This window comes from Bartonella sp. P12B (genome assembly GCF_055796185.1).
Genome location: NZ_JBTTDI010000003.1, coordinates 219,494 through 244,174, shown reverse-complemented (window position 1 = coordinate 244,174; position 24,681 = coordinate 219,494). Strand labels below are relative to the sequence as shown.

The following is a 24,681-nucleotide window of genomic DNA, read 5'->3' as shown; positions in this document are numbered from 1 at the left end:
TAATGTCGCAAGTAAAGAAGACGATAAAGATGGGAATATGCCTCAAAAACCGGCTTTTCCAGAACAGATCAATGAAATCAGAAGGCTTATGCTACAAACAAAGGTAGAAGAAGAAAAGATACTTTCTTATGCGAAAGTCGAAAAGCTTGACGATATCTCTGATCAGAGCGCGCAAACCATTTTGCACCTTTTAAAAGATAAACAGAATAAGCAAATGGTATCAACACAACAACAAACGGCGGTTTGATATGGAACAAAGAACAGCAGAATGGTTTCAAGCGCGATTAGGGAAAGTCACAGCCTCTAATGTTTATAATGTACTCAGTAAGACAGCAAAAGGTTTGCCTACAAGCAAATATGAAGACTACAAAATGAAACTCATGACAGAACGCTTAACAGGAGAAATAAGCCAATCTTATATAACACCGTCTATGCAATGGGGTATTGAACATGAAGAGGATGCTCTGAAAGAATATGAATTCATTTATGATGCCGATGTTATAAAATGCGGTTTTATACCACATCCTACCATAGAAATGGCGGGGGCTAGTCCTGATGGCTTGATTGGTGAAGACGGTTTAGTTGAGGTCAAATGTCTACAGTCAACGACACATCTTCGTTTTTTTATGTATGACGAGATTAAACCTGAATACATAGCGCAGATGCAATTCCAAATGGCTTGCACAGGGCGCAAATGGTGTGATTTCATTAGCTATAATCCACAATTTGTAGGGAAATCATCTCACTTACGCATGAAAATCCAACGCATCCACCGTGATGATGAACAAATTGAAGAGATTAATAAAGCAGTTGAAGCCTTTTTAGCAGAGATAGAGCAAGACATGAAACAGATCTTGACAAAAGCTGCTTAACCCTATGGGGGTGCTCTCTCCTCCCAGCACCCCCACCCATTTATGTAATATAAAAGAGTGAAAGGTAACGAGATGATATTTGATGATGGCGATAGATATGTAACAACACGTGAATGTGCACAACTCTTTAGCGTATCAACCACAACGATTCGCAATTGGGTTCTTCAAGGGGTGTTTCCTGAGCCCTATAAGCTAGGGAGAGCAGTGAGATGGAGAAAGAAAGAGATTTTGGCATTCACTCCAAAGAAAAATAAGGAGCAAATAACAACAATATAGATAAAGTTGTATAAATTGTAGAAGGTGGTCTAAAAGGTGGTCTGAAATTAGCTTTTAAAAGAAAAAGATTATATATTTCAATATATTAAAGATAAAAAATGGTGCCCCCAGAGAGACTCGAACTCCCGACCCCCTGATTACAAATCAGGTGCTCTACCAACTGAGCTATAAGGGCATAACAATATAAGAACTAGCACAAACTTACAAAAAGGAAAACAGAAAATTATCAATTTTGGTGCATATTTTTAAAGACTTATATCATAAATTATAAATAATCAGCTTTTTTGTTTTCTGATACTTGTTTATAGAAATTTTCATATTCTTCCGTGTTACCATTTTTTAGAAGTGTTAATGAACATTACCATTTTGTTATCAGATCATGAATCTGGGCAAGTTGATTGATGAGAAAGATATTTTTCTAGCCAATGAATGTTATAGTTACCGTCTGCAATATCTTTATTGTTAATGAGATTACGAAAAAGAGGCAATGTTGTTTTGATTCCATCGACTACAAATTCATCTAAAGCACGTCGTAAACGCATCATGCATTCTAAACGTGTACGTCCATGAACAATGAGCTTTCCGATCATGCTATCATAATAAGGAGGGATACGGTAACCTGAATAGGCACCTGAATCAACGCGAATTCCTAAACCTCCAGGCGTATGAAAGTGTGTAATGGTTCCTGGTGATGGTGTAAAATTAATAGGGTCTTCGGCATTAATACGACATTCAATAGCATGACCAGAGAAGCAAATATCATCTTGTGTAACAGAAAGTTTATAGCCTGATGCAATATGAATTTGTTCATGGACTAAATCTATGCCTGTAATCGCTTCAGTTACAGGATGCTCAACTTGCAAACGCGTATTCATCTCAATAAAGTAGAATTCGCCATTTTCATAAAGAAACTCAATAGTACCTGCTCCACGATATCCAAGTTGTGCACAGGCATTTGCTACAATGTCACCAATTTTTTTTCGTTCAATTTCATTCAGCGCAGGTGATGTAGCTTCTTCCCATATCTTTTGATGACGCCGTTGAAGTGAACAATCGCGTTCTCCTAAATGAACAGCATTTCCCGCTCCATCACCTATAACTTGAATTTCAATATGACGGGGCTTTTCTAAATATTTTTCGATATAAACCGCATCATTTCCAAAAGCTGCGGCTGCTTCTGAACGGGTTGTTTTAAGTGCTATAGCAAACTCTTGTTCAGAATGAACGACTTTCATACCACGTCCACCACCACCTGCAGAAGCTTTAATAATAACAGGATAACCAATTTCATGAGCAATACGTAAAGCTTCATCTTCTTCAGTAATAGCTCCATCTGAGCCAGGAACTACTGGAATTCCAAGTTTTTTAGCGGTTTTCTTTGCTTCGATTTTATCCCCCATGATTCGAATATGCGCAGCTGTTGGGCCGATAAATGTGATGTTATGAGCTTCTAAAACATCTGCAAATTTTGCATTCTCAGAAAGAAATCCATAGCCCGGATGAACAGCTTCTGCTCCTGTAATTTCACACGCAGCGATAATTTGCTGAACACTTAAATAAGAATCACGTGCTGGAGGAGGGCCAATACAGACACTTTCGTCAGCAAGACGAACATGCATTGCATCGGCATCAGCAGTGGAGTGAACGGCTACGGCTTTTATTCCAAGCTCTTTGCAGGCTCGTAGCACGCGAAGAGCAATTTCTCCCCGATTAGCGATGAGGATTTTTCGAATCATAGTTGCTCCTTGCTTTATTCAACAACAATTAGTGGTTCACCAAACTCAACGGGTTGCCCATCTTTAACAAAAATTGTGGTCACTGTGCCTGAACGTGGTGATGGAATTTGATTCATTGTTTTCATTGCTTCAATGATAAGTAATGTTTGTCCTTCAGAAACACTTTGCCCTATTTCTACAAAAGCTTGTGCGCCTGGTGAAGGTGCAAGATAGGCTGTTCCAACCATGGGAGATGTTATTGTATTTTTTGATTTGTCTTCTTGTATAGGAGTTTCAGTTGTTGAGGTGGGAGGGGAAGTTACAGAAAGAGTGGGAGCATAAATTGTTTGTTCAGAAGCAGATGAGGTGTATTGACGCGATACACAAATACGAAGTCCACCTTGTTCAAGTTCAATATTTGTTAAATTTGTATCATTTAAAATTTCAGCAAGGTCACGAATAATTTTCGTATCAATAGCGGTATGTTGCTCCGCGTCGATTTTTTTTGTTGCCATTTTATTTTTCACTCCTTGATCAATGAAGATCGTCATTATTTAATTGTTATGATCGAATATCTCTAGACTACGGATGATCTCTCTTTTGAGGTTTCTATTAAAAGCTCTTTACTTTTTAGATTATAATTTGCAATTTCAATCCAGTATCTGCTGTATGGAATTGCTTTTATAAGCTGGTTATCAGAAAAGAGAAAGGATAAAATCATTTCATTTAAGATGTTGTTTATAAAGTCGATGAGGTAAAGAAAGATATTTTACTCTGTATTTTCTATGGATTCTTTTAGAATATCTTGGCTCACGGCTCCGATGAGTACTTTATTGCCAATGATATAAGAAGGTGTTCCTGTAATATTGAGTGCAGAGGCAATTTGTATATTGTCCTTAAAGTAATTTTGAAGATTAGAATCTTTTAGTGCATTGTGCAGTTTTTTTTCATCTGCTCCTAATGAAACTGCTATTTTTATAGCTTTAGCCTCATTAGCACGACTTTTATTGGTTAAAAGTGCTTTAAGAAACTGAGGATATTTTTCTGGAAGTTGTTTGCGAAAAGCATAGGCAACACTATGTGCTGCCATAGAATCAGGACCCAGAATTGGTAAATCTTTTATAATAACCTGTAAATCTGGATACTCTTTTATTAAATTTTCTATGTATGAATAGGAGATTTTACAATATCCGCAATTGTAATCAAAAAAATCAACAAGCACTTTTTTACCATTTGGGTTTCCCAAGACAGCATCGTGAGAAGATTGAAAAATTTCCTTTTTAAACAAATTAATGATTGAAGCTTGTTTTTGAGATTTTTGTTCGCTTTTCTCTTCCAGCTTCTCTTGGAGGATAAGCTGCATTTCAATCATGATTTCTGGGTTAGTGAGTAAATATTCTCTTACAATTTTTTGAATAGTGTGATCATCAATAAGTGGTATAAGTTTTTCTTTAAGCTTAGATAAAAACGCGGGATCTTCTAAAAGCTGTGTTTTAAGATTTTCTGAGCTAAAATGATTTTCTGTTTTCCCGCCTGATATTGCATCTGATAAAAAGGACGAAGAGATAAAAATACTCAACATAATTGTTGCTGAAAATTTTGCAAGGATTGTCGTTTTTGAGTATTGAGGCTTATGGGTCATTTGTACGGCTTTATATTCCTATTGTGATGTTGAGTAAACTATATGAAAACTCTTGCCTGTATGCAATAAAGTATTTAACGATAGTTAGTGAGTTACGAAGAGAATATCCTTTTTCTTTAGATAAGAAGATTTTATATGAGGCATAATTTTGCTAGGCGCTATTTTAAAAGTAGATGAAATTTCCTTCCTTTTTTACTGTAGAAAAAAGACATTAACAATTCAATTAAGCACGTTAATATTCTCTTTATCTACTGTCTTATTACGTACAGTAAAACAAATTAACTTGAATGATGAAAAGTAAAATTATGAAAACCATAACACATTATGACCTATTTATCATTGGTGGAGGGATAAATGGGTGTGGGTTAGCAAGAGATGCAGCTGGACGCGGATTTAAAGTGGGATTGGCGGAGATGAATGATCTTGCCTCGGGCACATCAAGTGCTTCAACAAAGCTTATTCATGGCGGTCTTCGTTATCTTGAACATTATGAATTTAGACTTGTTCGTGAAGCATTGAAAGAACGCGAAATTATTTTACGGATGGCTCCCCATATTGTGCGTCCTTTGCGTTTTCTTCTCCCCTATCATAAAAAGTTGCGCCCCGCTTGGATGTTGCGTTTGGGACTTTTCATTTATGATTATTTAGGGAATTGGAATCAAAAACTGTGGAGCAGTAAAATGGTTAATTTTTCAAAAAATTTCTGCTCTACACTTAAAGAAGAGTATCAGAGGGGATTTGAATATTCTGATGCTAGAGTAGATGATGCGCGTTTGGTCATTGTGAATGCTCGTGATGCTGAAAAGCAGGGGGCTGATATAAAAGTACAGACAGAAGTTATCTCTATAAAGAGAGAAGAAGAAAAATGGCTTATATTTCTTCGAAATAAATTAAACAGTACAGAATATTGTGTCACAGCTTCCTATATTGCGAATATGACGGGACCTTGGATTAATCATATTTTGGCGAATATATTAGACTGTAAAAAGAATCCGCCTGTACGGCTTGTTAGAGGGTCTCATATTTTGGTTCCTAAGCTTTATGCCCATGATCGGGCTTATATTTTTCAAAATGGTGATGGGCGTATTATATTTTCTATTCCGTATCAGGACGAGTTTACGCTCCTTGGAACAACAGATTGTGACTATCAAGGTGATCCTGCTGATGTTCATATTACGGATACAGAAATTGATTATCTTTGTACAGCAGCAAGCGAATATTTTATACAACCTGTATTGCGTGAAAATATTGTCTGGACTTATTCAGGTGTTCGTCCACTCTATAACGATGGGGCTTCAAAAGCACAAGAAATTACACGTGATTATGTTTTGAAAGAAATGGGGATAGAAAATGGGCCACGGATTCTGAATCTCTATGGTGGTAAGATCACAACTTATCGCAAGTTGGCTGAAGATGCCATGAAATTTGTTGAAAAAGCTCTTGGAAGAAAAGGAGCTCCGTGGACAGAAAAGTCAACGCTTCCTGGAGGTGATTTTCCATATGATAGGCTGGATACAATTGAAAATAAGATTGCTCTTTTGATTCCAGGTTTAGATGCTTTCACATATCGTAGACTTGCACGCTCTTATGGTTCGGAGGCGCTGGTGATATTTACAAATGGTATGGCAGAAAAAGGAAAAGATTTTGGTCATGGGCTTTATGAGGTTGAAGTTAAATGGTTAATGGAAAAGGAATGGGCTAAAACATGTGAAGATGTGTTATGGCGCCGTTCAAAACTTGGGCTTTTGTTTAATAAGAAAGAAATTGATGCTCTCTCTGCTTATATGGAAGACAAAAAAGAAATTGAACAAAATTTATGCTAATCAAGCTTTATAGTCACTTCATTTGTGCAATAGAATGAAAGGCATTGAAGGAAAATAAGTCATAATGATGTATCTTATATCGTGCTTTCATTTATTGTTTATCAAAATCAAAATACTTTAAAAGACTATCCTAGATAATGCCGGCGGGGATCACGGGGATCATATGGGGGGAAAATAATAAAGCTTTTTTGTGAAGGAGGAAAAATTGGAGGCTTATATGTATGAATAGGAGGCAGTTAATAGATGAGAGAGTGATGCTCCTATGATATTTTATAATTCTCCATCATCAGTAAAATTTGCGGTAGCTCCAATGTTGGGCTGGACAGATCGCCATTGCCGGTTTTTTTATCGCCTTTTAACGAAAAAAGCTCTTCTTTATACCGAAATGATTGTAGCCGATGCTGTCATTCATGGTGTTTGCGAACAAATATTGGCTTTGAACGATAAAGAACATCCAATTGCTTTACAATTAGGAGGAGCTGATCCGGAAAAATTGGCAAAGGCCGCACAAATTGCTGAAGGATTTGGTTATGACGAAATAAATCTCAATGTTGGTTGTCCATCAAATCGTGTTCAAGCGGGTGTATTTGGTGCTTGTTTGATGTTACATCCTGACATTGTGGCAAGTGCTGTGGAAGCGATGAAAAAAGTAGTTAGCATTCCTGTTACTGTTAAATGTCGTGTTGGTGTGGACGAGCAGGATGAAGAATTCGCTTTAGATATTTTAGCGCATCAAGTTTGGAATGCTGGGTGTGATGCCCTCTGGGTACATGCACGTAAAGCATGGTTACAAGGATTAAGCCCTAAAGAAAATCGCAATATTCCGCCACTGAATTATGAAAGAGTTTATAAGTTAAAACGTAAATATCACCATAAATTCATTGGAATAAATGGTGGAATTAAATCTATTGATGAAATCAAAAAACATTTAACGGTGTGTGATGCTACCATGATTGGTCGGCAAGTTTATCACGATCCAGCTTTTTTAAAATATATTGATTTTGAAATATATGGTGAATCGCAGAATAATCTGAGTGATGGTGATCTTATTGAAACTATGTGTGATTATATTGCTCGATATATCGCATTAGGAGGACGGCTTTCTCATGTGACGCGTCACATGATTGGATTATTTCATGGTCGAGATGGGGCGCGTCGATGGCGGCAAATATTATCAAATGATGCAACAAAAGTTGATGCAGGCGTGCATGTTTTGAAAAAAGCTTTTTCTGCTATCATTTAATAACAGATACAGATTGATTTTTGTTAAAGCTTTAAGAAATCTAGAGCTTTATTTTTTTATGAAGATTTTGAATGAATTTAGATTCGTAGACTGCAAAAAACTGTTACTTTTTATTATGGAGAGGACTCCCTATAAATAGGTGGTCTAATGTTACGCAAGAGAAAATTTCTATTAAGAATATAATTTAAAAATATAGAGTAATATATTGATATTATATAAATTACTAAAATAGTTATCTCATTAAAAATAAAGTGCAAAAATAATTTTACGCATAAGATTTAACGTTTTTAAAAGCTGCTTTAAAAAAACAAATAAATTATTCATATCCTGTATATATGACGAGATTCTCATTAAGCATTTTAGATTTGAAAAGGTATTTTCATGACCGTTAGTCCATTTGATGATTTTCGTGCTTTACTCGCGAATTTACCTGTTGCTGACGCATTTTCTATGATGTTGGCAAAAAGACGGCAAGCAAAATTAACGAAAACTCAAGGAGCCTTAGGGAAACTTGGAGATATCGCTGTTTGGTATGCAGGATGGAGAGGAACAGAAAAACCTGTTGTCAAACGACCTTTGGTCGCTATTTTTTCTGGAAATCATGGTGTTATAGAAGAACATGTTACATCGTTTCCACAGTCTATGACACAACAGATGGTGCAAAATTTTGCTTCTGGTGGTGCTGCTATTAATCAAATTTGCATAGCGTATGATCTTGGATTGAAGATTTTTGATTTGGCACTCGAATATCCCACAATGAATATTACTAAAGATGCAGCAATGGACGAACGGAGTGCGGCTGCTACAATGGCATTTGGAATGGAATCCATTGCGGGTGGGACAGATCTCTTGTGTATAGGTGAAATGGGCATTGGAAATACAACAATAGCTTCAGCTCTATGTTTAGCTTTGTTTGGTGGAGAAGTGGAGGAATGGATAGGAAGCAGTATGGAGGGTGAGGAAGAATTTTACCAGCGTAAAATAGTAGCAGTCAAGAGAGCGCTTTCTTTACATAAAGGTCATTTAAATGATCCTTTTGAAATAATGCGTCGCTTAGGAGGCCGTGAAATTGCCGCTATGATTGGTGCTATTTTAGCAGCAAGAATGGAAAAAGTACCTGTTGTTTTAGATGGTTTTGTTGCAACGGCAGCAGCAGCTGTTCTTTATAAAATGAATCCAAGAGCTCTAGATCATACTCTTGTTGGACATGTTTCCTCTGAATCTGCACATCGTAAACTTTTAAAAGAAATTGACAAAGAGCCACTTTTAGATTTGAATATGTCTCTTGGTGAAGGGGCTGGTGCGGCTATTGCGGTTGGTATTGTTAAGGCTGCTATTTTGACTCACACACGAATGGCGACTTTTGAATAAAATGATTTGACTATCTATAAAGGGTGATAGCGCCTTTAAATAAATCTTTAAGAACTTTGTTCGTTCGTTTTTTCTTGCAATTTTATGTAATTGAGGGGAAGTTCTGTTGTATATTTAATCTGTTCCATTGCGAAAGAAGATGAAACGTCACGAATATCAATTCGTGCAATTAATTTCTTATAAAATAGATCATAGGCTTCTATATTGGGAACGACAACGCGCAATAAATAGTCAATATCTCCACTCATTCGATAAAATTCGATTACTTCACGGAATTCTCCTACAATTTTTGAAAAACGCTTAAACCATTCATGGCTATGGGTGTTTGTACGAATGGAAACAAAAACGGTAACATGCGCGTTTACTTTCTCTGGAGAAAGAACGGCAACACGACGCTGAATAACACCTTCTTCTTCAAGTTTTTGAATTCTACGCCAGCAAGGAGTGGTTGAAAGACCAACTCTTTTAGCGATATCAGCAACAGAGAGTGTCGCATTTTCTTGTAAAAGATGTAAAATTTTTCGATCCAGACGATCCATGTTTTTTCTCAATTCAATTTATAAAAGTTTACGTATTAAATTTCGTAGGTATACGATAAGCTCATCATTAAACCATGGATTTTTGCGTAACCAAGAAGTGTTTCGCCATGATGGATGAGGTAAAGGCATAACATTATAGCCTCGAGGTTGATTTATGGAAAGAATATTTCTCCAATCCTTGACGGTTTCTGAAACAGTTTTATGCTTTAATTCGGTAATGTGCCACTTTTGTGCATAACTTCCAATAGCAAGGACAAGCTTTATTTGGGGCATAGCCTGAAATACTTCTTTATGCCATATTTCACGACATTCACGTCTTGGAGGTAAATCAGATTTATTTGAATCATAGCCTGGAAAACAAAATCCCATAGGAACAATAGCAAAGAGAGATCTATTATAAAATTCTTCTTTCGTAACATCAAGCCAATTGCGCAATCTTTCACCAGAACGATCATTAAAAGGAATAGAAGTTTCATGTACACGCAATCCTGGTGCTTGACCCGCTATTGCAATAGAAGCTGTATCGGATAAATAAACGACAGGTTTTGGTTCATGAGGAAGAGGAGGAAGATAATGAGGATGTTGGATACAAATACGACAAGAATAAATTTTCTTTTCAAGTTCGATAATTTGGCTACGCTGTGGTTGTTTCATTGATAAATATGGAAGAGTCAAGAATATCTTTTATTCTATTCGAGGATGTGTTTTTCGCCATTCTCTCGGTCGTTGAAAATATGATCGCCATATTCCTTTTTTTTTCTTTCTAGCTTTTTGCTCTTCTTCGGGGTAATCATAGTAGCTTACTGCCAAACCATCACGCACAAGGGTCGCATTAATATTGCTGACTTGTTTGGTCTCACATGTTGCAAGAATGCGGCGATATTTATCTTTTTTAGACCAGTAACATGTAACAGGTTGATTTGCTATGAGTCGTTCTAAATATTTTTTTGCTTCAAGTCCACATGGATAGCGCATTTTCTTATTACCACAAAATTGTCCGAGCTCAGGGGCATCTATTCCTGCAAGACGAATCGTAACAGAAGAAATTATAATTGAATCACCGTCAATGATGAATGCATAACCTTTGACAGATTCTTTAGAGAAAAAATTTACTTTTTTAGGGGGTGTTTCAGTATATTTAAAATAAAATGTTATAATGACAAGAATAGTAAAAATAACAAAAATACTAAAGCCAATTGCCTTTAGATTTAAATCTTTTATCTTAAAATAAGCCTCTTTTTTCATAAAACAAATAAACTGCTACGGTGATACGTTTTATTGACTGAGAATCCCTTACAATTTTTGCATAAATTTCATTCTTTATTATTCAGTATAACTAAGAAATTCTTATACATTTAATACGCTTTGCAATTTCATGCACGTGTTAAAAAATAAAACACAATCTTATAATAAGTATTTTTGTCATAATGTAAATAAACAAAAAAGAAAAAAAGCGTTCCAAATCTCTATATACAACATATAAGTTACAGGTATACTAACACCTTCAACTTTAAAAATATTAAGAACACATCTTGAAAAATCCTTCTAAAGAATAATAAAATTACCTTTATTCTACGCTACAGAACTTGTCAGTTAAATATGTAATCAATTATTTAATTTTTGTTTCTTTAAATTCAACGTGTTTTTTTACAACTGGATCATATTTACGTTTACTCATTTTATCTGTCATCGTACGACTATTTTTCTTTGTTACATAGAAAAAACCAGTCTCTGCAGTTGATAAAAGCTTGATCTTAATGGTTGCTGCTTTAGCCATAATTTAAGCATCCTTTATTTTACTGAAAACAATTTACTCTTAAAATCTGTTTTAATGTAATTAAATTTTGCGGCAACACTACGGATGTTCTAAAAAAAGTCAAGAGCTGATTAATTTCCTCATGCGTTGTACAATTAGTCAAATAAAAATATAAGCAAAGAAACAAGCCATCAAGTAATAGCTCCCTTTTATTGCTAAAAAAAAAGATATCCTAATTATCCAGTAATGATTGTCTTAATGAGGTACTGATTCCATAACGAAACAAAAGAAAAATAAGTAGGAATAAATTCATACCCTTTGAGACGTGCCTCTAAATGTGTAAGTCCGACGATATAAGGTCTTTTAGATATGCTTCCAAAAAGAGAGAGAAAACATCAAAAGTTATAGATGTTTTATTATTCATGATAAAAGTTCCAATAACTCTTAAATATGATATTGCTCTAAAAGAATAACATCGATTTGTGGCATAATTGCTTATAATACTAATATACCGCTCAAGAGAAATTGTTACCAATTACGAATGTTGCCATCAAGTGTTCTGCCTGATTTTCATTATCCAATATATATATGCGAAGGTATTATAAGAGGTAATTCTTCCATTTAGATAACATCATAAAGACTTACTGTCATCATTAAGCTTGAAAACGTAAAAAAGATAGAGGGAGTAGTCGTCTATATTTTTTATTATGGACTTAATTTCTAAGTGATAAAAATTTGGATAGCAGCAAATACAACAAAGATGCAGCCAGTAAAAATATGAAACCTTATATTTTTATCAACATAGACCCCATCAAAGAACTAAGCTTAGTATGATCGCATAAAAAAGTAAGAAATCCTTTTTTTAACTGTTTCAAAACTGTTATTCAAAGCTTTGATAGGATAAACAGAACTGTCATGATGAAATATAATTATAAATTTTAAAGTGAACAAACTTCATATTGCGTCAAAAAATTTAGAACCTTAAAAAGCTTTAAACTTCGCTATTCATTATAACGATTCTACCATTCTGCTATAGCTGATAGCACTCTTTGAAATATTTTTTTCAGTTATTAGAAGCTAAAAATATATTCTTCATGCTATGCTAATAGAACTCATGATTGTAAGTTCTATAACGATTGCATACCAATAATTTTTGAATTTTAAAAGCTTTTTAGCTCTTATTAAGATAGCTTAATTGTATCTTTAGTTATTCAATTTATAAAAAATTGATTTATAATAAAAAAACAAATCTATTAAATTGTATAATTTATAATTAATTTAATATAAAAAATTATGATAAATATTTTGTATTATTTTTATATTTTATAAATATAAAATATTATATAATGAATAAATTTTATTTTATAGGTAAATGAGATAAAATTTATAGTAAATTACATAATAATTTCTAATTTTCTATAGTTTATATTTTTATATTAATATTTTTTTATAAAATTGTATTTTCTTTTTTTTGTTATAAATTTGCTTTTATGATAGGAAGTAGAGGAAAAAGCTATTGGACGAGGTTCTGTTAAGAGCTCAAAGCTTAAAGCACCAGCAAAAGGCTGTACGGTTACAAGTTTTACTTCTACTTTATCACTCAGTTGGTAACCTTTATGACTATGCTTTCCTACAAGAATATGTTGCGCTTCATCAAAATAATAGTAATCATCTTTAAGTGTAGAAATGTGTACAAAACCATCTGTATTAAGTCTATCAAGTGAGATAAAAAGACCTGCTTTTGTAACACCAGAAATACGTCCTGTAAAAATACAGCCGATTTTGTTGGTTAAGTAGTGTGCGACAAGTCGATCAATGGTTTCTCTTTCAGCTATCATTGCACGACGTTCATATAAAGAAATTTGAGTAGCTATTTCTTCAAGATTTTGCTCTTGTGCTTCTGTTAATTGATCATTCCCTAATTTTAAAACTTTAATCAGTGCGCGATGGATAATAAGATCAGCATATCGACGAATTGGTGATGTAAAATGCGTATAATTCTGTAAGTTTAAACCAAAATGGCCAATGTTTTTAGGATTATATTCAGCTTGAGATTGGGCGCGCAAAATAACCTGATTGACTAATTCTTGTTGTTGGGTATTCGCCACTTTTGTTAAAATACTATTAAGACGCGCTGAGGTAAGTTCTGCCCCTCGAGAGAGTGATATCCCCAAACTTTGAAGAAAAGTTCGTAGTACTTCTTGTTTTGCAAGAGAGGGTTTATCATGGATACGATAGAGGAGGGGTTGATGATGTTCTTTTAATGTTTCAGAAGCTGCGATATTCGCTTGGATCATGAATTCTTCGATCAAACGATGGGCTTCTAAGTGAGGTTCATTCACAACATCTTTGATGCACCCATTTTTATCAAGTATAATCTTCTTTTCTGTTATTTCTAACTCTAATGGTTGTCGAAGATTCCGCGCGATTTTAAGGAGTTCATAAGATTCCCATAAGGGCAGCAAAATGTTCTTAAAAAAGGGAGAACTTTTTTCATTTATCTTTCCCTCAATTGCTGATTGGACTTCTTGATAAGAAAGTTTAGCTAATACACGCACCATAACACGATGAAAACTATGTTTTCGTTTGTGCCCATTCGCATCAAAAATCATACGAACGGCTAAAGCTGGTCTTTCCTTTCCTTCACGTAGAGAACATAAATTATTAGAAATGCGTTCTGGCAACATTGGTACAACATGATCAGGAAAATAAATAGAATTCCCTCGTTTTAATGCTTCTTTATCTAAAGAACTTCCTGTTTTAACATAATAAGAAACATCTGCAATCGCGACAACAATAATCCAACCACCAGGATTTTTAGGATCTTTATCTTTTGTTGCATAGACCGCATCATCATGGTCTTTTGCATCTGCTGGATCAATTGTAATAAGTGGTAATTGCCGCCAATCTTCACGATTTTCTATGTTAGCAGGTTTTATATGCTTTACTTGCTCAAGAACATTTTCAGGAAAAATATAGGGAATTCCTTTTGAGAGAAGAGCAATCATCGATAGTGTTTTTTCACTCTCAATATATCCTAAAATATTTTTGATTTGTGCGCTTTTTAGTCCATAACCAGTATTTTTTTTAATCTCAACTTCAACAAGGTCACCAGATTTTATCTTTATTTTTGAGTCTGTTTTGGCGCTCTCAATAATGAGTTCATTCGTTTTGCGTTCTATAGGGATAAATTTCCATTGATTAGTTTTTAATTTTTGTACAACACCAAATACGCTCTTTGGGGACGCATCAATTTTACGAATAATTCGCCCTGTATAATGAGGGTGTTGAGACGTTTTATTTTGAAAAATTTTTACAAGAACGTGATCTCCAACGCCAACGTTTGTTCCTTTTATGTGATGAAAAGAGTGTATTTCGATATTTGGTTTTTCATCACCTTCCCATTTAAGAGGTTGAGCAATTAAACCGCCATCTTCATTTCGGCCATTAATTTTTACCAAAGCAACAGGTGGTAATTTTTCTTTGTTTATTGCCCTTTTACGTTGGTTTGATATGAGGTTTTCATCTTTCAGCTCACGTAATATACCTCTCAACCAGATACGAGAATCACCTTTTAAGTTAAAAGCTTTGGCAATTTCGCGTTTACTGGATTGGTCAGGATACTCCTTAATAAAGGAAAGAATTTCCGCCTTGTTGGGCAGCTGTTCCATATTGAATGATTGGAAATATTTTGTTTTTTTTGCACCTTTAGTCAAATTTTATGTCTCTTTTCTTTTGGAAGGAGCTCTTTTTGTTTTTTTATTGGAAACTTTACCGGTTGCTTTTTTACCAGATTCTTTAACCGATATAAGTTCTAATGCTTCTGAAAGTGTTACACTAATTGGTTCTTTGTCTTTTGGCAATGTTGCGTTAATTTTGCCCCAATTAACATATGGACCATAACGCCCATCGCGTAAGGTGACAGCTCCTCCATCTGGGTGCTCCCCTAATGTTGCGAGTGCAGCTGAGGTTGTTCTACTCCGCGTTGTTTTATTTTCTTTTTTTTCAGCAAGCACTGTAACGGCACGATTGATGCCAATATCAAAAACTTCATCCACATGAACAAGAGGAGCAGATTTGCCATTATGCGTAAGGTAGGGACCATAACGCCCGATAGTTGCTGTAATCATTTTTCCTGTTTCAGGATGCTTGCCAATTTCACGAGGCAGGGAGAGTAAGGCCAAGGCTTTATCAAGGGTTACATTTTCTGCTTGCCATTCTTTTGGTAGTCCTGCACGTTTGGATTCTTTGCTTTCACCAAGCTGAATATAGGGACCAAAACGACCATTGCGAAGAGAAATATCTTTTCCTGTTTGAGGATCAATACCAAGTATGATAGGTTCATCATTACGCATGGCTTCATGCTCTTCTCCTGTCTCTGTTCCAAGTTGGCGTGTGTATTTGCACTCAGGATAATTAGAGCAGCCAACAAATGCGCCATAACGTCCTAGCTTTAATGATAACTCACCGTTTTTACAAAGAGGACAAGAACGGACATCACTTCCATCTTCACGTGTAGGAAAAGCAAGAGGAGCTAATGTCACATTTAAAACGTCAAGGACATTTGTGATACGCAGTTCTTTGATGTTGGTAATAGATGTATTAAATCCATCCCAAAAATCACGCATTACATCTTTCCAAGAAAGTTTGCCATCCGATATAAGATCCAGTTTTTCCTCAAGATCTGCTGTAAAACCATATTCTACATAGCGATTAAAGAAATTTTCAAGAAAAGCTGTAACAATACGCCCTTTTGCATCAGGAATAAGTTTCCGTTTATCAATGACAATATATCCACGATCACAAAGTGTGGATAATGTAGACGCATAAGTCGAAGGGCGACCGATTCCTAATTCTTCAAGCTTTTTAATTAAGGAAGCTTCAGAATAACGGAGAGGTGGCTCTGTTGTATGTTGTATAGTTTCAACTTTTTCTTTTGTAAGTGCTTCACCAGTGTTTATTTGCGGTAAACGTGTTGTTTCATTTTCTTCATTATCGTTTTCTTCTTCTCGTGGATCAGTATAAACAGAAATAAAGCCATCAAAACGAATAACAGAACCTGTCGCACGTAACTTCGCGTAGTTTTCTCCTTGTTGTGCTTCAATTTCAACAGTTGTGCGTTCAATTTCAGCTGAACGCATCTGGCTAGCAATAGCGCGCTTCCATATCAGTTCATAGAGTTTTGCTTGATCACTATCGAGAAAACTTCGTACTTGTTTTGGTATTCGTTGAAAATCGGTTGGGCGAATAGCTTCGTGTGCTTCTTGTGCATTCTTTGCTTTTGTTGAATAAAAACGTGGTTTTTCAGGAACATAATCACTGCCAAAGGAGGTATGAATGACTTTTCTTGCTGAATCAATGGCCTCTGGAGCTATTTGCACACCATCGGTACGCATATAAGTAATAAGTCCAGCCATTTCACCATTGATTTCAATGCCCTCATAAAGTTTTTGTGCAACTTGCATAGTGCGAGAGGCTGAAAATCCTAATTTTGAAGAAGCTGCTTGCTGTAAAGTAGATGTTGTAAACGGAGGAGAAGGATTCCTCTTTGTGGGCTTTGCTTCAACATTGAGTGTATGATATTTTGCTTCCTCCAACATAAGACGAATTTGATCTGCTTGTTCTTGAGATTGAATATCAAGTTTGCCAATCTTTTTTTGATTAAACATTGTTAATCTTGCTTGGAAAACATCATTTCGGATGGTTTTTAAGCTTGTTGTAATAGACCAATAATCTTCTTTGATAAAATGTTCTATTTCCGATTCTCGATCACAAATAATACGTAGAGCAACGGATTGAACGCGACCAGCTGAACGTGCACCAGGAAGTTTACGCCACAAAACAGGTGAGAGTGTAAAACCAACGAGATAATCAAGAGCACGACGTGCGAGATATGCATCTACAAGTGATGTATCAATATCACGTGGATTACTCATGGCATCAAGAACAGATTTTTTGGTGATGGCATTAAAGACAACCCGTTTAACAGGTTTATCCTTTAAAACTTTTTTTTGACGAAGCACATCAAGAATATGCCATGAAATTGCTTCTCCTTCACGATCAGGGTCTGTTGCTAAGATGAGGCTATCCGCCTCTTTGACAGCCTTTGCTATTTCATTCAAACGCTTAGCAGCAGCAGAATCTACACTCCATTTCATAGAAAAATCTTGATCGGGTAGAACAGAGCCATCTTTTGCCGGTAAATCACGAACATGTCCAAATGATGCGACTACTTTATATTGAGAACCAAGGTATTTATTAATTGTTTTTGCTTTTGCTGGAGATTCAACGATAACGATATCCATAATTTTACCCGAATGTTGAAATAAAAATTTTTTTTATAAACCTCTTTCATAGGAATAGCTAATGGCAATTCGTTAAGAGCACATAAAAAAATATTAGCCATATAAAAAACATTAATATTGCACAACTTGTGATTGTTATTATTAAAATACACCCTATATAAAGTTACACTGTTTATTTTATACTATTAATACAAAAACATACGGAAAATTACTAAGATAACATCTATTGAGAAGTAGGAGGGGAAATGCTCAAGGATAGAGAATTATGTTTATAAATCATTTAAAAGTTATCCAATATATTACAGATATGTCAGAACAAATGAATCAGATGGCGCGTCAAGCACATAGCCCACTTTTAGCGTTGCTTTTGGATATGGTTGCTAAAGAAGGGCAAAGCATTATTAATAGTGCTGAGGCTCTTGGGGAAGATCCGAATTCGACAATGACACATAACCACCAGAGTGTCGAATAAGCTTTCCAGCAAGCTCGAGCTCTACAAGCACAAGGTAAAGGTGTGGCAGTAAAACACCTGAGTGAGTGCTCAGTGTATCTAGATCGATTGGAGTTGTTGAAAGGGCGGAAAAAACGGCCGCACGCTCTGCATCATCTACAACCGAAGAGGGACTGCTGGTTTTTTGATTAGGAAGGATGGAGCTATCCTTTTCAAGTTGTAGAGAGGACGGTTCCTCAAAAAAATTGAGTTGGGAATGTGCGGAAATTGGGGTTAATGGTGTAAGCATTTCGATGATGTCAGAGGGATGCGTGGTGAGCAGAGTGCCATCTTTAATTAAGTTGTTTGTACCAACAGATCTTGGATCAAGTGGAGAGCCGGGAATGGCGAAAGTTAATCGTCCCATTTCTGCGGCTTGACGTGCGGTGATTAAGGAACCTGATCGTAGAGCAGCTTCTACAACTAAGAGACCGAGCGAGAGACCTGCAATGATGCGGTTTCTCCGTGGAAAGTCGATAGCGCGTGGCTTCCAACCAATCGGCATTTCACTGATAATCGCTCCCCCATTGGCGATAATATCTTCATGGAGTTTTTTATTTTCAGGAGGGTAGATGTGATCAATTCCACCAGCCATTACTGCGACTGTACCTGTTAATAAACTTGATTGATGTACAATGCTATCAATTCCGCGAGCAAGTCCGGAGATTGTTGTAAAACCAGCATCTCCAAGAAAATTAGCAAATTGAGCAGCAAGTTTTTTGCCAGCCGCTGAAGCATTGCGAGATCCTACAATTCCAACAGAAGGTTTTTGGAAAACTGAAACATTCCCTTTTATGGCAATGAGAGGAGGGGGAGATTCCGTGACCTTAAGGAAAGCAGGATAATCCGGTTCTCCGACACCGATAAACCGAATGCCTAACCTTTCAGCTTCTTGTATTTCTTTTTCAGCATCTTCTATCGTTGTTATTCGAATAGAAGTAGAAAGCCCACCTTTTCTACCAAGCTCAGGAAGTGCCGCTAAAGCATTTTCTGCTGTTTTATAATGATCAATGAGATTGCGGAAACTCACTGCTCCAATATTTTCACTTCGCAATAACCGTAACCAATTGAGACGTTGACGATCAGTGAGCAAGATTCCTTTATTCATCCCCGTTTTATTTACCAACCTTGCTTTCTTTTCCAACTAATAATCTACGAATATTTACATAATGTTTTATATACACAAATATGCTCATCACAAACAGCATAAAAGAGAAATAAGGATCGGAAAAGTAAAAAACAAATATCGGAGTGATAATCACAGCAATAAGTGCGGATAATGAAGAGTAGCGTGTGAGTAGAAGAATCGTCATCCATACAACAATGAAAATAATTGCTGCTGGCCAGTAGACTCCTAAGCACACACCAAGATAGGTAGCAACACCTTTTCCACCTTTAAATTTCAACCATATGGGAAAAAGATGCCCCAAGAATGCAAAAAAACCAACTAAAGAAATAAGGAGACTATTTTCTATCGGAGCATCTAAAAATTTTATAAAAAGAATAACAACAGTTCCCTTCAACATATCGCAAAGAAGTGTGAAAGCGGCAACTTTTTTATTTCCTGTCCGTAGAACATTTGTCGCTCCAATGTTACCAGAGCCAATTGTTCTTACATCACCAAGTTTAGCTAATCGCGTAAAAAGCAAACCAAATGGGATCGATCCGGTGAGATAGGACATCAGAAAGATAAACCAAGTCCAAAACTGAAAAACTATTTCACTTTCATTCATTAAAAATCTCATTAAGTTTACTGATCAAGTTTAAAAATTGATTGTCCTTTAACAAAAGTTTGAATAACACGCCCTTGGAAGCGTGCATTCTCAAAAGGTGTATTTTTTGAGCGTGAATATAGTTTCTTTGCAGAAACCACCCATGGTTCTTCAAGATCAACCAAAATGAGATCCGCATAAGAACCTCTTTTGAGGGTCCCTGCATTCAGACCAAAGAGTTTTGCAGGTGTTGTTGATAAAAGGTCTGTTAATCGTAAAAGAGAGATGCTTTCATCATGATAAAGGCGTAAAGCTGCACTCAATAAAGTTTCCATACCAATGGCACCTGTTGCTGCATCATTAAATGGTAAATGTTTTGTATCAACAGTCTGAGGATCATGGGAAGAGACAATAATATCTACCGTTCCATCTTTTATTGCTTCAATCATTGCTCTGCGATCTTCTTCTCTACGCAATGGAGGCATAAGACGAAAAGATGTACAATACTCACCAATGTCATTTTCATTAAGAGACAAGTGATTAATAGATACACCGGCTGAAATCTTTTCGCTGCGTTGTTTGCCTAAGCGCAATGCTTCAGCAGATAATGCTGTCGATATTTGTGCCGCATGATAGCGTGTTTGTGTCAATGCAGCTAAGCGCAAATCTCTTTCGAGTGGAATAACTTCTGCTTCTCGAGGGATTCCAGAAAGACCAAGCCAACTCGCTAGGAGTCCTTCATTCATAACGCCTTTTCCTGTAAGATCTTCATCTTGTGTTTCATGCATTAATGGAACATCGAAATCACGTGCATATGTCATAGCACGCCGCATAACAGATGAATTTTGAAGTGTTTTTTTTCCTTCACAAAAAGCAACAGCTCCTGCATCTTTTAGCAAACCAAACTCGGTTATTTCTTGTCCCTGAAAACCTTGAGTGATCGCAGCAACAGGATAAATATTGACCGATGACATTTCTTGTGCTGTATGCCTAATAAATTTAACAAGTGCTACAGTATCGATAATTGGATTCGTGTCTGGCATCATAAGGAAAGAAGTAATACCACCGGCTGCTGCAGATTGGCTTGCTGATGTAATTGTTTCACGACTTTCATTTCCTGGCTCTCCAACAAAAACACGAGCATCAACAAGTCCTGGAAGGATTGCTTTGTTTTGTGCATTAATAATTTCTGCCCCTTCGGGGATACCTTGATTTAATGCTTCTTTTCCAGCGGCTACAATCAGTCCATTTTCAACAATGACAGTGCCAACTTCATCCATTGTGCGTGAGGGGTCAATAACACGGGCATTTTGAAAAACGATTGGCTTTATCATTTTTTCTCTCCACTTGCTTTAAGGCGTGAATCCAATAAAGCCTTCATGACAGCCATACGTACAGCGATTCCCATTTCTACTTGTGTATGAATCATACTTTGTGGTCCATCTGCTATGTCAGATGCTATTTCTATGCCACGGTTTATTGGACCAGGGTGCAAAACAATGCAATCACTTTTGGCATAAGACAAATTTTCTTTATGTAAACCAAAATAATGAAAATATTCACGAATGGAGGGAATAAAGGAACCTGCCATACGTTCATGTTGTAAGCGGAGCATCATGATGACATCAGCACCTTTAAGTCCTTCTTTCATCGTGTTAAAAACCTCAACACTCATATCAGCAATTCCTGTGGGTAGGAGTGTAGAAGGCGCAACAGCACGAACCCGAGCTCCCAAGGCGTTGAGACTGAGGATATTAGAACGCGCGACACGTGAATGCAAAATATCTCCGCAAATTGCAACAGTTAATCCTTCAATGCGGCCTTTTGTCCTTTTAATTGTCAGAGCGTCTAATAAAGCTTGTGTTGGATGTTCATGGGCACCATCACCTGCATTAATCACACAACAATTCACTTTTTTTGCTAACAAAGCGGCAGCTCCAGCGCTATTATGACGAATAACAAGTATATCTGGTTTCATTGCATTGAGGGTTGTTGCTGTATCAATTAATGTTTCTCCTTTTTTTACAGATGAATTGCCAATAGCCATACTCATCACGTTTGCGCCTAAACGTTTTCCAGCTAATTCAAAAGAAGATTGTGTACGCGTGGAAGCCTCAAAGAAAAGATTAATTTGAGTGTATCCACACACTGGAGATTTCATTTTATCAATTTTTTTAGAGAGATTAACATTTGCATCTGCACGATCCAGCAATACGGTGAGATCTTCTACACTCAAATCTTTAATGCCTAAAAGATGTTGATGGGGAAAAAGGGGAAAAAAAGTATTTTGAGTCATAGCATTATTTTCTATCTCTCTCTAAACAGATTAAACAAGCATTTGTTTGAATATAATAAATGTTTTTTAATTGCAAAATGACAAATAGTCTATGATGTGAATGATTTGAATAATAGGAATATGCCTATGAGTGCTGTATCTGCGCAAAATGTCCGCAAAAAAAATGCGTTTCTCAGTGATACGCTTATGTTTCGTATTGCTTCTACGTTGCCTAAATTTTTATTAGCAAGTTTTGAAGAAATAGGAGATTTTGTAGCGAGTCGTGAAGCATGGGAGCTTTCCTCTTTAGCGAATCATTATCGGCCCATATTGCGTTACAATGATGAATGGGGACATCCAATAGAAAAATTAGAGATCCATTCTTCTTATCAAGCTCTTCAACAATATTCTAGACACGCTGGCTTGGTCACTTCACTTTGGGAGAATACCACTTCAGAAAACGGAGTACGCTACCAAGCTCGTGCAATTCGCTTAGCTTTATCTGCTGGTTTAGAAACAGGGCATTTGAATGAGGTGATTATAGCAAGTGCAGCTATAGCAGTCTTAATTAGTGATGTTGGGCTCTTTAACAAATGGCAAAATGTGCTTTTATCACGACAATATGATTCATCGTCTAAACCTATTAATAGCAAAAGGGCGGCTTCATTTACCTGTGCTTTTGATGATGTTGAACAACACGAAAAGTACTCTTTCAATTTCCCAATTGTTAAAAAAATTTCTTTTGATGAAAAAGTTGGCTGTGATCTGTACCGTTTAAATGTTGTAAAAACGAATGTTATTAACCCTATAGTTGATGGATATCTTGTGAGTGCAGAATCAGATGGTCATTTAAGTTGCTTTTTAGTTCCACGAATACAAGAAAATGGAGCGTTAAATGGCATTATATCGATTCGTCATTTGCTACAACGTCCTGGAGAATCTTTAACTCCAGAGGGAGTTGTTGAATTTCAAGGGAGTTATGGTTGGCTTTTAGGAAATATGGGGGAGGGATTGAAAGTCATTAAAGATATTGAAACGATGATGCGTTTTGATCAATCTGTCGTATCGGCAGGTGTTTTGCGCGCTGCACTCCAATCTGGTATCGATTTTTTTCGGCAAAAGATGCCAGATCAACCTTTGCCCCCATTAACAGAACGTATTTTTGCTGATATTGCACTGGATGTTGCTGCTGCACAAGCATTGGTTTTACGTTTAGCACGAGCCTTTGATAATGCTGCAAATGATCGCTCTGAAGCAGCTTTTGCGAGAATTATGACTCCTATTATTGCTTATCATGTAAGCCAACTCGTCATACCTATTATTGGCGAGATTATTGCACAGCTTGGCATCGAAAGTTTTGTAGAAGGTAATCCATTATCACAAATGTTGTACAATGGTCCTGCACGGATTGTGAGAAATAGCTCTGCGAATCAATTGGTGAAAGATGCAATTCTCATCGCCGAAAGGGCACCGGGATTATTTCAGAAATTGTTAGAAAAAATTGCTGTTGATATTGGACCAGCTGGACTACGGGCAATCGAGATCATTAAGTCTGCTGCTGAGATGGCATCGGCAAGTGAGGGAGCTGGAAGATTTTTTGTTGAACAAGTAGCGTATGCCGCCGCCGCCGCGTCATTACGTTCTATAGATATAGAACATGTGGCAAATGCTTATATGGAAAGCCGCCTTGGAGGACAATGGAGATCTTCCTATGGAATGCTTATTGCACGGTATAATGCAGGACATTTGTTAAATGTTCTTTATCCTTCCATATGATGAAGGCTTTGAAGTCTATCGAGTGCACCTTGCAATATGAAAGCAGCAGCGGCCGAATCAATTCTTGTTGCTCTTTTAGCGCGTGATACATCCATTTCTAGAAGAGAACGTTCTGCGGCAATTGTTGATAAACGTTCGTCCCAAAAAACAAATGGAATTTTTATATATGCTTTCATAGTGCTGACAAAAGTTCTGGTTGCTTGAGCACGAGGACCGCAGCTTCCATTCATATTAAGGGGTAATCCAATGATAATAATCCCCACATTTTCATGATCAAAAATTTTTATAAGGCTGTGCGCATCTTCCATGATTTTTTTTCGTTGAATTACAGGACGCGGATTTGCAAAAGTTAGCCCTATATCAGAAACTGCAATTCCAATCGTTTTTTTTCCCAAATCTAAACCTGCTATGACTTGCCCAGGTAAAAGATGTGTCATAACTTCATTGATATTAATAATAGCCATATGATTTATAATTTAAGTCTTTTCGTGTTTCAGGTTATCAATATTCTTGCGCTTGCAAACGCAGCCTTGTATAGCCAATAGGCAAATGTAAAAATAAAAAAGCAGAAAGGCACAGTATGTCTGTTGATCAAGAAACAGTCAAGCGGGTAGCGCATTTAGCGCGTATTGCTGTCCATGACGATGAAGCAGAACGTATGACAAAAGAACTCAATGTCATTTTAGGTTTTGTAAAACAATTAGATGAAGTCGATGTTAGGAGTGTTGAACCATTAACATCTGTGATACCAATGGCTTTACGAATGCGAGAAGATAGTGTCATAGATGGTAATCTAGCAGAAGATATCGTAGCAAATGCACCTGTTACAGAAGAAAACTTCTTTCTTGTTTCAAAAGTCGTCGAGTAATTTTTGTATTTTAAGAAC

22 protein-coding genes, 1 tRNA gene and 1 pseudogene are annotated in these 24,681 nt (G+C 36.4%); 9 read left to right on the top strand and 15 right to left on the bottom strand.

Annotated elements, in window-relative coordinates; genetic code table 11:
- The 3 genes and pseudogenes from AC0QT1_RS03775 to AC0QT1_RS03765 all read left to right on the top strand — a co-directional run.
- Positions 1-247, top strand: a pseudogene (locus AC0QT1_RS03775) (ERF family protein); the annotation flags it as partial.
- 1 nt (position 248) lies between these two features.
- Positions 249-872 (top strand): lambda exonuclease family protein, encoded by a 624-nt coding sequence (locus AC0QT1_RS03770; RefSeq protein WP_473200412.1) that lies wholly within the window; start codon positions 249-251, stop codon positions 870-872.
- 72 nt (positions 873-944) lie between these two features.
- Entirely contained in the window at positions 945-1,148 is a 204-nt protein-coding gene (locus AC0QT1_RS03765) for a helix-turn-helix transcriptional regulator (protein ID WP_473200413.1), read from the top strand.
- Positions 1,149-1,247: 99 nt separating this feature from the next.
- On the opposite strand, the gene AC0QT1_RS03760 is transcribed toward AC0QT1_RS03765, so the two are convergent.
- The 4 genes from AC0QT1_RS03760 to AC0QT1_RS03745 form a co-directional block, all read right to left on the bottom strand.
- Positions 1,248-1,323, bottom strand: a tRNA-Thr gene (locus AC0QT1_RS03760).
- A gap of 202 nt (positions 1,324-1,525) precedes the next feature.
- On the bottom strand, positions 1,526-2,884 hold the full coding sequence (accC, locus tag AC0QT1_RS03755) for an acetyl-CoA carboxylase biotin carboxylase subunit (RefSeq protein ID WP_473201673.1): 1,359 nt from the start codon (positions 2,882-2,884) through the stop codon (positions 1,526-1,528).
- 14 nt (positions 2,885-2,898) lie between these two features.
- Positions 2,899-3,378 carry an acetyl-CoA carboxylase biotin carboxyl carrier protein gene (accB, locus tag AC0QT1_RS03750; RefSeq protein ID WP_473201672.1) on the bottom strand — a complete coding sequence of 160 codons (480 nt, stop codon included), beginning with the start codon at positions 3,376-3,378 and terminating at the stop codon, positions 2,899-2,901.
- Between the two features lie 254 nt (positions 3,379-3,632).
- Positions 3,633-4,505 carry a DsbA family protein gene (locus tag AC0QT1_RS03745; RefSeq protein ID WP_473201671.1) on the bottom strand — a complete coding sequence of 291 codons (873 nt, stop codon included), beginning with the start codon at positions 4,503-4,505 and terminating at the stop codon, positions 3,633-3,635.
- Between the two features lie 287 nt (positions 4,506-4,792).
- Here AC0QT1_RS03745 and glpD point away from each other — a divergent pair, with 287 nt between their 5' ends.
- The 3 genes from glpD to cobT all read left to right on the top strand — a co-directional run bounded on the left by glpD (position 4,793) and on the right by cobT (position 8,942).
- Positions 4,793-6,328, top strand: coding sequence for a glycerol-3-phosphate dehydrogenase (gene glpD / locus AC0QT1_RS03740; protein WP_473201670.1), 1,536 nt, complete (start codon positions 4,793-4,795; stop codon positions 6,326-6,328).
- A 262-nt stretch (positions 6,329-6,590) separates the two neighbouring features.
- Positions 6,591-7,571, top strand: a complete 981-nt coding sequence (gene dusA / locus AC0QT1_RS03735) for a tRNA dihydrouridine(20/20a) synthase DusA (protein ID WP_473200418.1) — start codon at positions 6,591-6,593, stop codon at positions 7,569-7,571.
- 381 nt (positions 7,572-7,952) lie between these two features.
- Positions 7,953-8,942 (top strand): nicotinate-nucleotide--dimethylbenzimidazole phosphoribosyltransferase, encoded by a 990-nt coding sequence (cobT, locus tag AC0QT1_RS03730; protein WP_473201669.1) that lies wholly within the window; start codon positions 7,953-7,955, stop codon positions 8,940-8,942.
- 47 nt (positions 8,943-8,989) lie between these two features.
- On the opposite strand, the gene AC0QT1_RS03725 is transcribed toward cobT, so the two are convergent.
- The 6 genes from AC0QT1_RS03725 to topA form a co-directional block, all read right to left on the bottom strand.
- Positions 8,990-9,481 carry an Lrp/AsnC family transcriptional regulator gene (locus AC0QT1_RS03725; RefSeq protein ID WP_473200420.1) on the bottom strand — a complete coding sequence of 164 codons (492 nt, stop codon included), beginning with the start codon at positions 9,479-9,481 and terminating at the stop codon, positions 8,990-8,992.
- Positions 9,482-9,499: 18 nt separating this feature from the next.
- Positions 9,500-10,135 carry a uracil-DNA glycosylase family protein gene (locus AC0QT1_RS03720; RefSeq protein ID WP_473201676.1) on the bottom strand — a complete coding sequence of 212 codons (636 nt, stop codon included), beginning with the start codon at positions 10,133-10,135 and terminating at the stop codon, positions 9,500-9,502.
- A gap of 30 nt (positions 10,136-10,165) precedes the next feature.
- Positions 10,166-10,726 (bottom strand): thermonuclease family protein, encoded by a 561-nt coding sequence (locus AC0QT1_RS03715; RefSeq protein WP_473201668.1) that lies wholly within the window; start codon positions 10,724-10,726, stop codon positions 10,166-10,168.
- A 364-nt stretch (positions 10,727-11,090) separates the two neighbouring features.
- Complete coding sequence (gene rpmG, locus AC0QT1_RS03710; RefSeq protein WP_473200423.1) at positions 11,091-11,258, bottom strand: 50S ribosomal protein L33; 168 nt, start codon at positions 11,256-11,258, stop codon at positions 11,091-11,093.
- A gap of 1,415 nt (positions 11,259-12,673) precedes the next feature.
- Positions 12,674-14,953 carry a ribonuclease R gene (gene rnr / locus AC0QT1_RS03705; RefSeq protein ID WP_473201667.1) on the bottom strand — a complete coding sequence of 760 codons (2,280 nt, stop codon included), beginning with the start codon at positions 14,951-14,953 and terminating at the stop codon, positions 12,674-12,676.
- Positions 14,954-14,956: 3 nt separating this feature from the next.
- A complete protein-coding gene (gene topA / locus AC0QT1_RS03700; protein WP_473201666.1) occupies positions 14,957-17,542 on the bottom strand; it encodes a type I DNA topoisomerase in 2,586 nt (861 codons plus the stop codon).
- Positions 17,543-17,807: 265 nt separating this feature from the next.
- On the opposite strand from topA, the gene AC0QT1_RS03695 reads away from it, so the two are divergent.
- Positions 17,808-18,014, top strand: coding sequence for a hypothetical protein (locus tag AC0QT1_RS03695; RefSeq protein ID WP_254771059.1), 207 nt, complete (start codon positions 17,808-17,810; stop codon positions 18,012-18,014).
- Here AC0QT1_RS03695 and dprA read toward each other — a convergent pair.
- The 4 genes from dprA to AC0QT1_RS03675 are packed head-to-tail and all read right to left on the bottom strand — an operon-like array spanning position 17,944 to position 22,040.
- Positions 17,944-19,158 carry a DNA-processing protein DprA gene (gene dprA, locus AC0QT1_RS03690; RefSeq protein WP_473201665.1) on the bottom strand — a complete coding sequence of 405 codons (1,215 nt, stop codon included), beginning with the start codon at positions 19,156-19,158 and terminating at the stop codon, positions 17,944-17,946. The genes AC0QT1_RS03695 and dprA overlap by 71 nt on opposite strands.
- The gene (gene plsY, locus AC0QT1_RS03685) at positions 19,148-19,765 is read right to left on the bottom strand and encodes a glycerol-3-phosphate 1-O-acyltransferase PlsY (RefSeq protein ID WP_473201664.1); all 618 of its coding nucleotides are present in this window, start codon (positions 19,763-19,765) and stop codon (positions 19,148-19,150) included. The genes dprA and plsY overlap by 11 nt, the downstream gene beginning before the upstream one ends.
- A 17-nt stretch (positions 19,766-19,782) precedes the next feature.
- Entirely contained in the window at positions 19,783-21,078 is a 1,296-nt protein-coding gene (locus AC0QT1_RS03680) for a dihydroorotase (protein ID WP_473201663.1), read from the bottom strand.
- On the bottom strand, positions 21,075-22,040 hold the full coding sequence (locus AC0QT1_RS03675) for an aspartate carbamoyltransferase catalytic subunit (RefSeq protein WP_473201662.1): 966 nt from the start codon (positions 22,038-22,040) through the stop codon (positions 21,075-21,077). Before AC0QT1_RS03675 ends, AC0QT1_RS03680 begins: the two co-directional genes overlap by 4 nt.
- 126 nt (positions 22,041-22,166) lie before the next feature.
- On the opposite strand from AC0QT1_RS03675, the gene AC0QT1_RS03670 reads away from it, so the two are divergent.
- Positions 22,167-23,795, top strand: a complete 1,629-nt coding sequence (locus AC0QT1_RS03670) for an acyl-CoA dehydrogenase family protein (RefSeq protein WP_473201661.1) — start codon at positions 22,167-22,169, stop codon at positions 23,793-23,795.
- Here AC0QT1_RS03670 and ruvX read toward each other — a convergent pair.
- A complete protein-coding gene (ruvX, locus tag AC0QT1_RS03665) occupies positions 23,780-24,259 on the bottom strand; it encodes a Holliday junction resolvase RuvX (RefSeq protein ID WP_473200431.1) in 480 nt (159 codons plus the stop codon). The two genes, AC0QT1_RS03670 and ruvX, sit on opposite strands and share 16 nt — an antisense overlap.
- Positions 24,260-24,375: 116 nt before the next feature.
- Between ruvX and gatC the strand changes: the two genes are divergently transcribed.
- The gene (gene gatC / locus AC0QT1_RS03660) at positions 24,376-24,663 is read left to right on the top strand and encodes an Asp-tRNA(Asn)/Glu-tRNA(Gln) amidotransferase subunit GatC (protein ID WP_473200432.1); all 288 of its coding nucleotides are present in this window, start codon (positions 24,376-24,378) and stop codon (positions 24,661-24,663) included.
- Positions 24,664-24,681 lie beyond the last annotated feature (18 nt).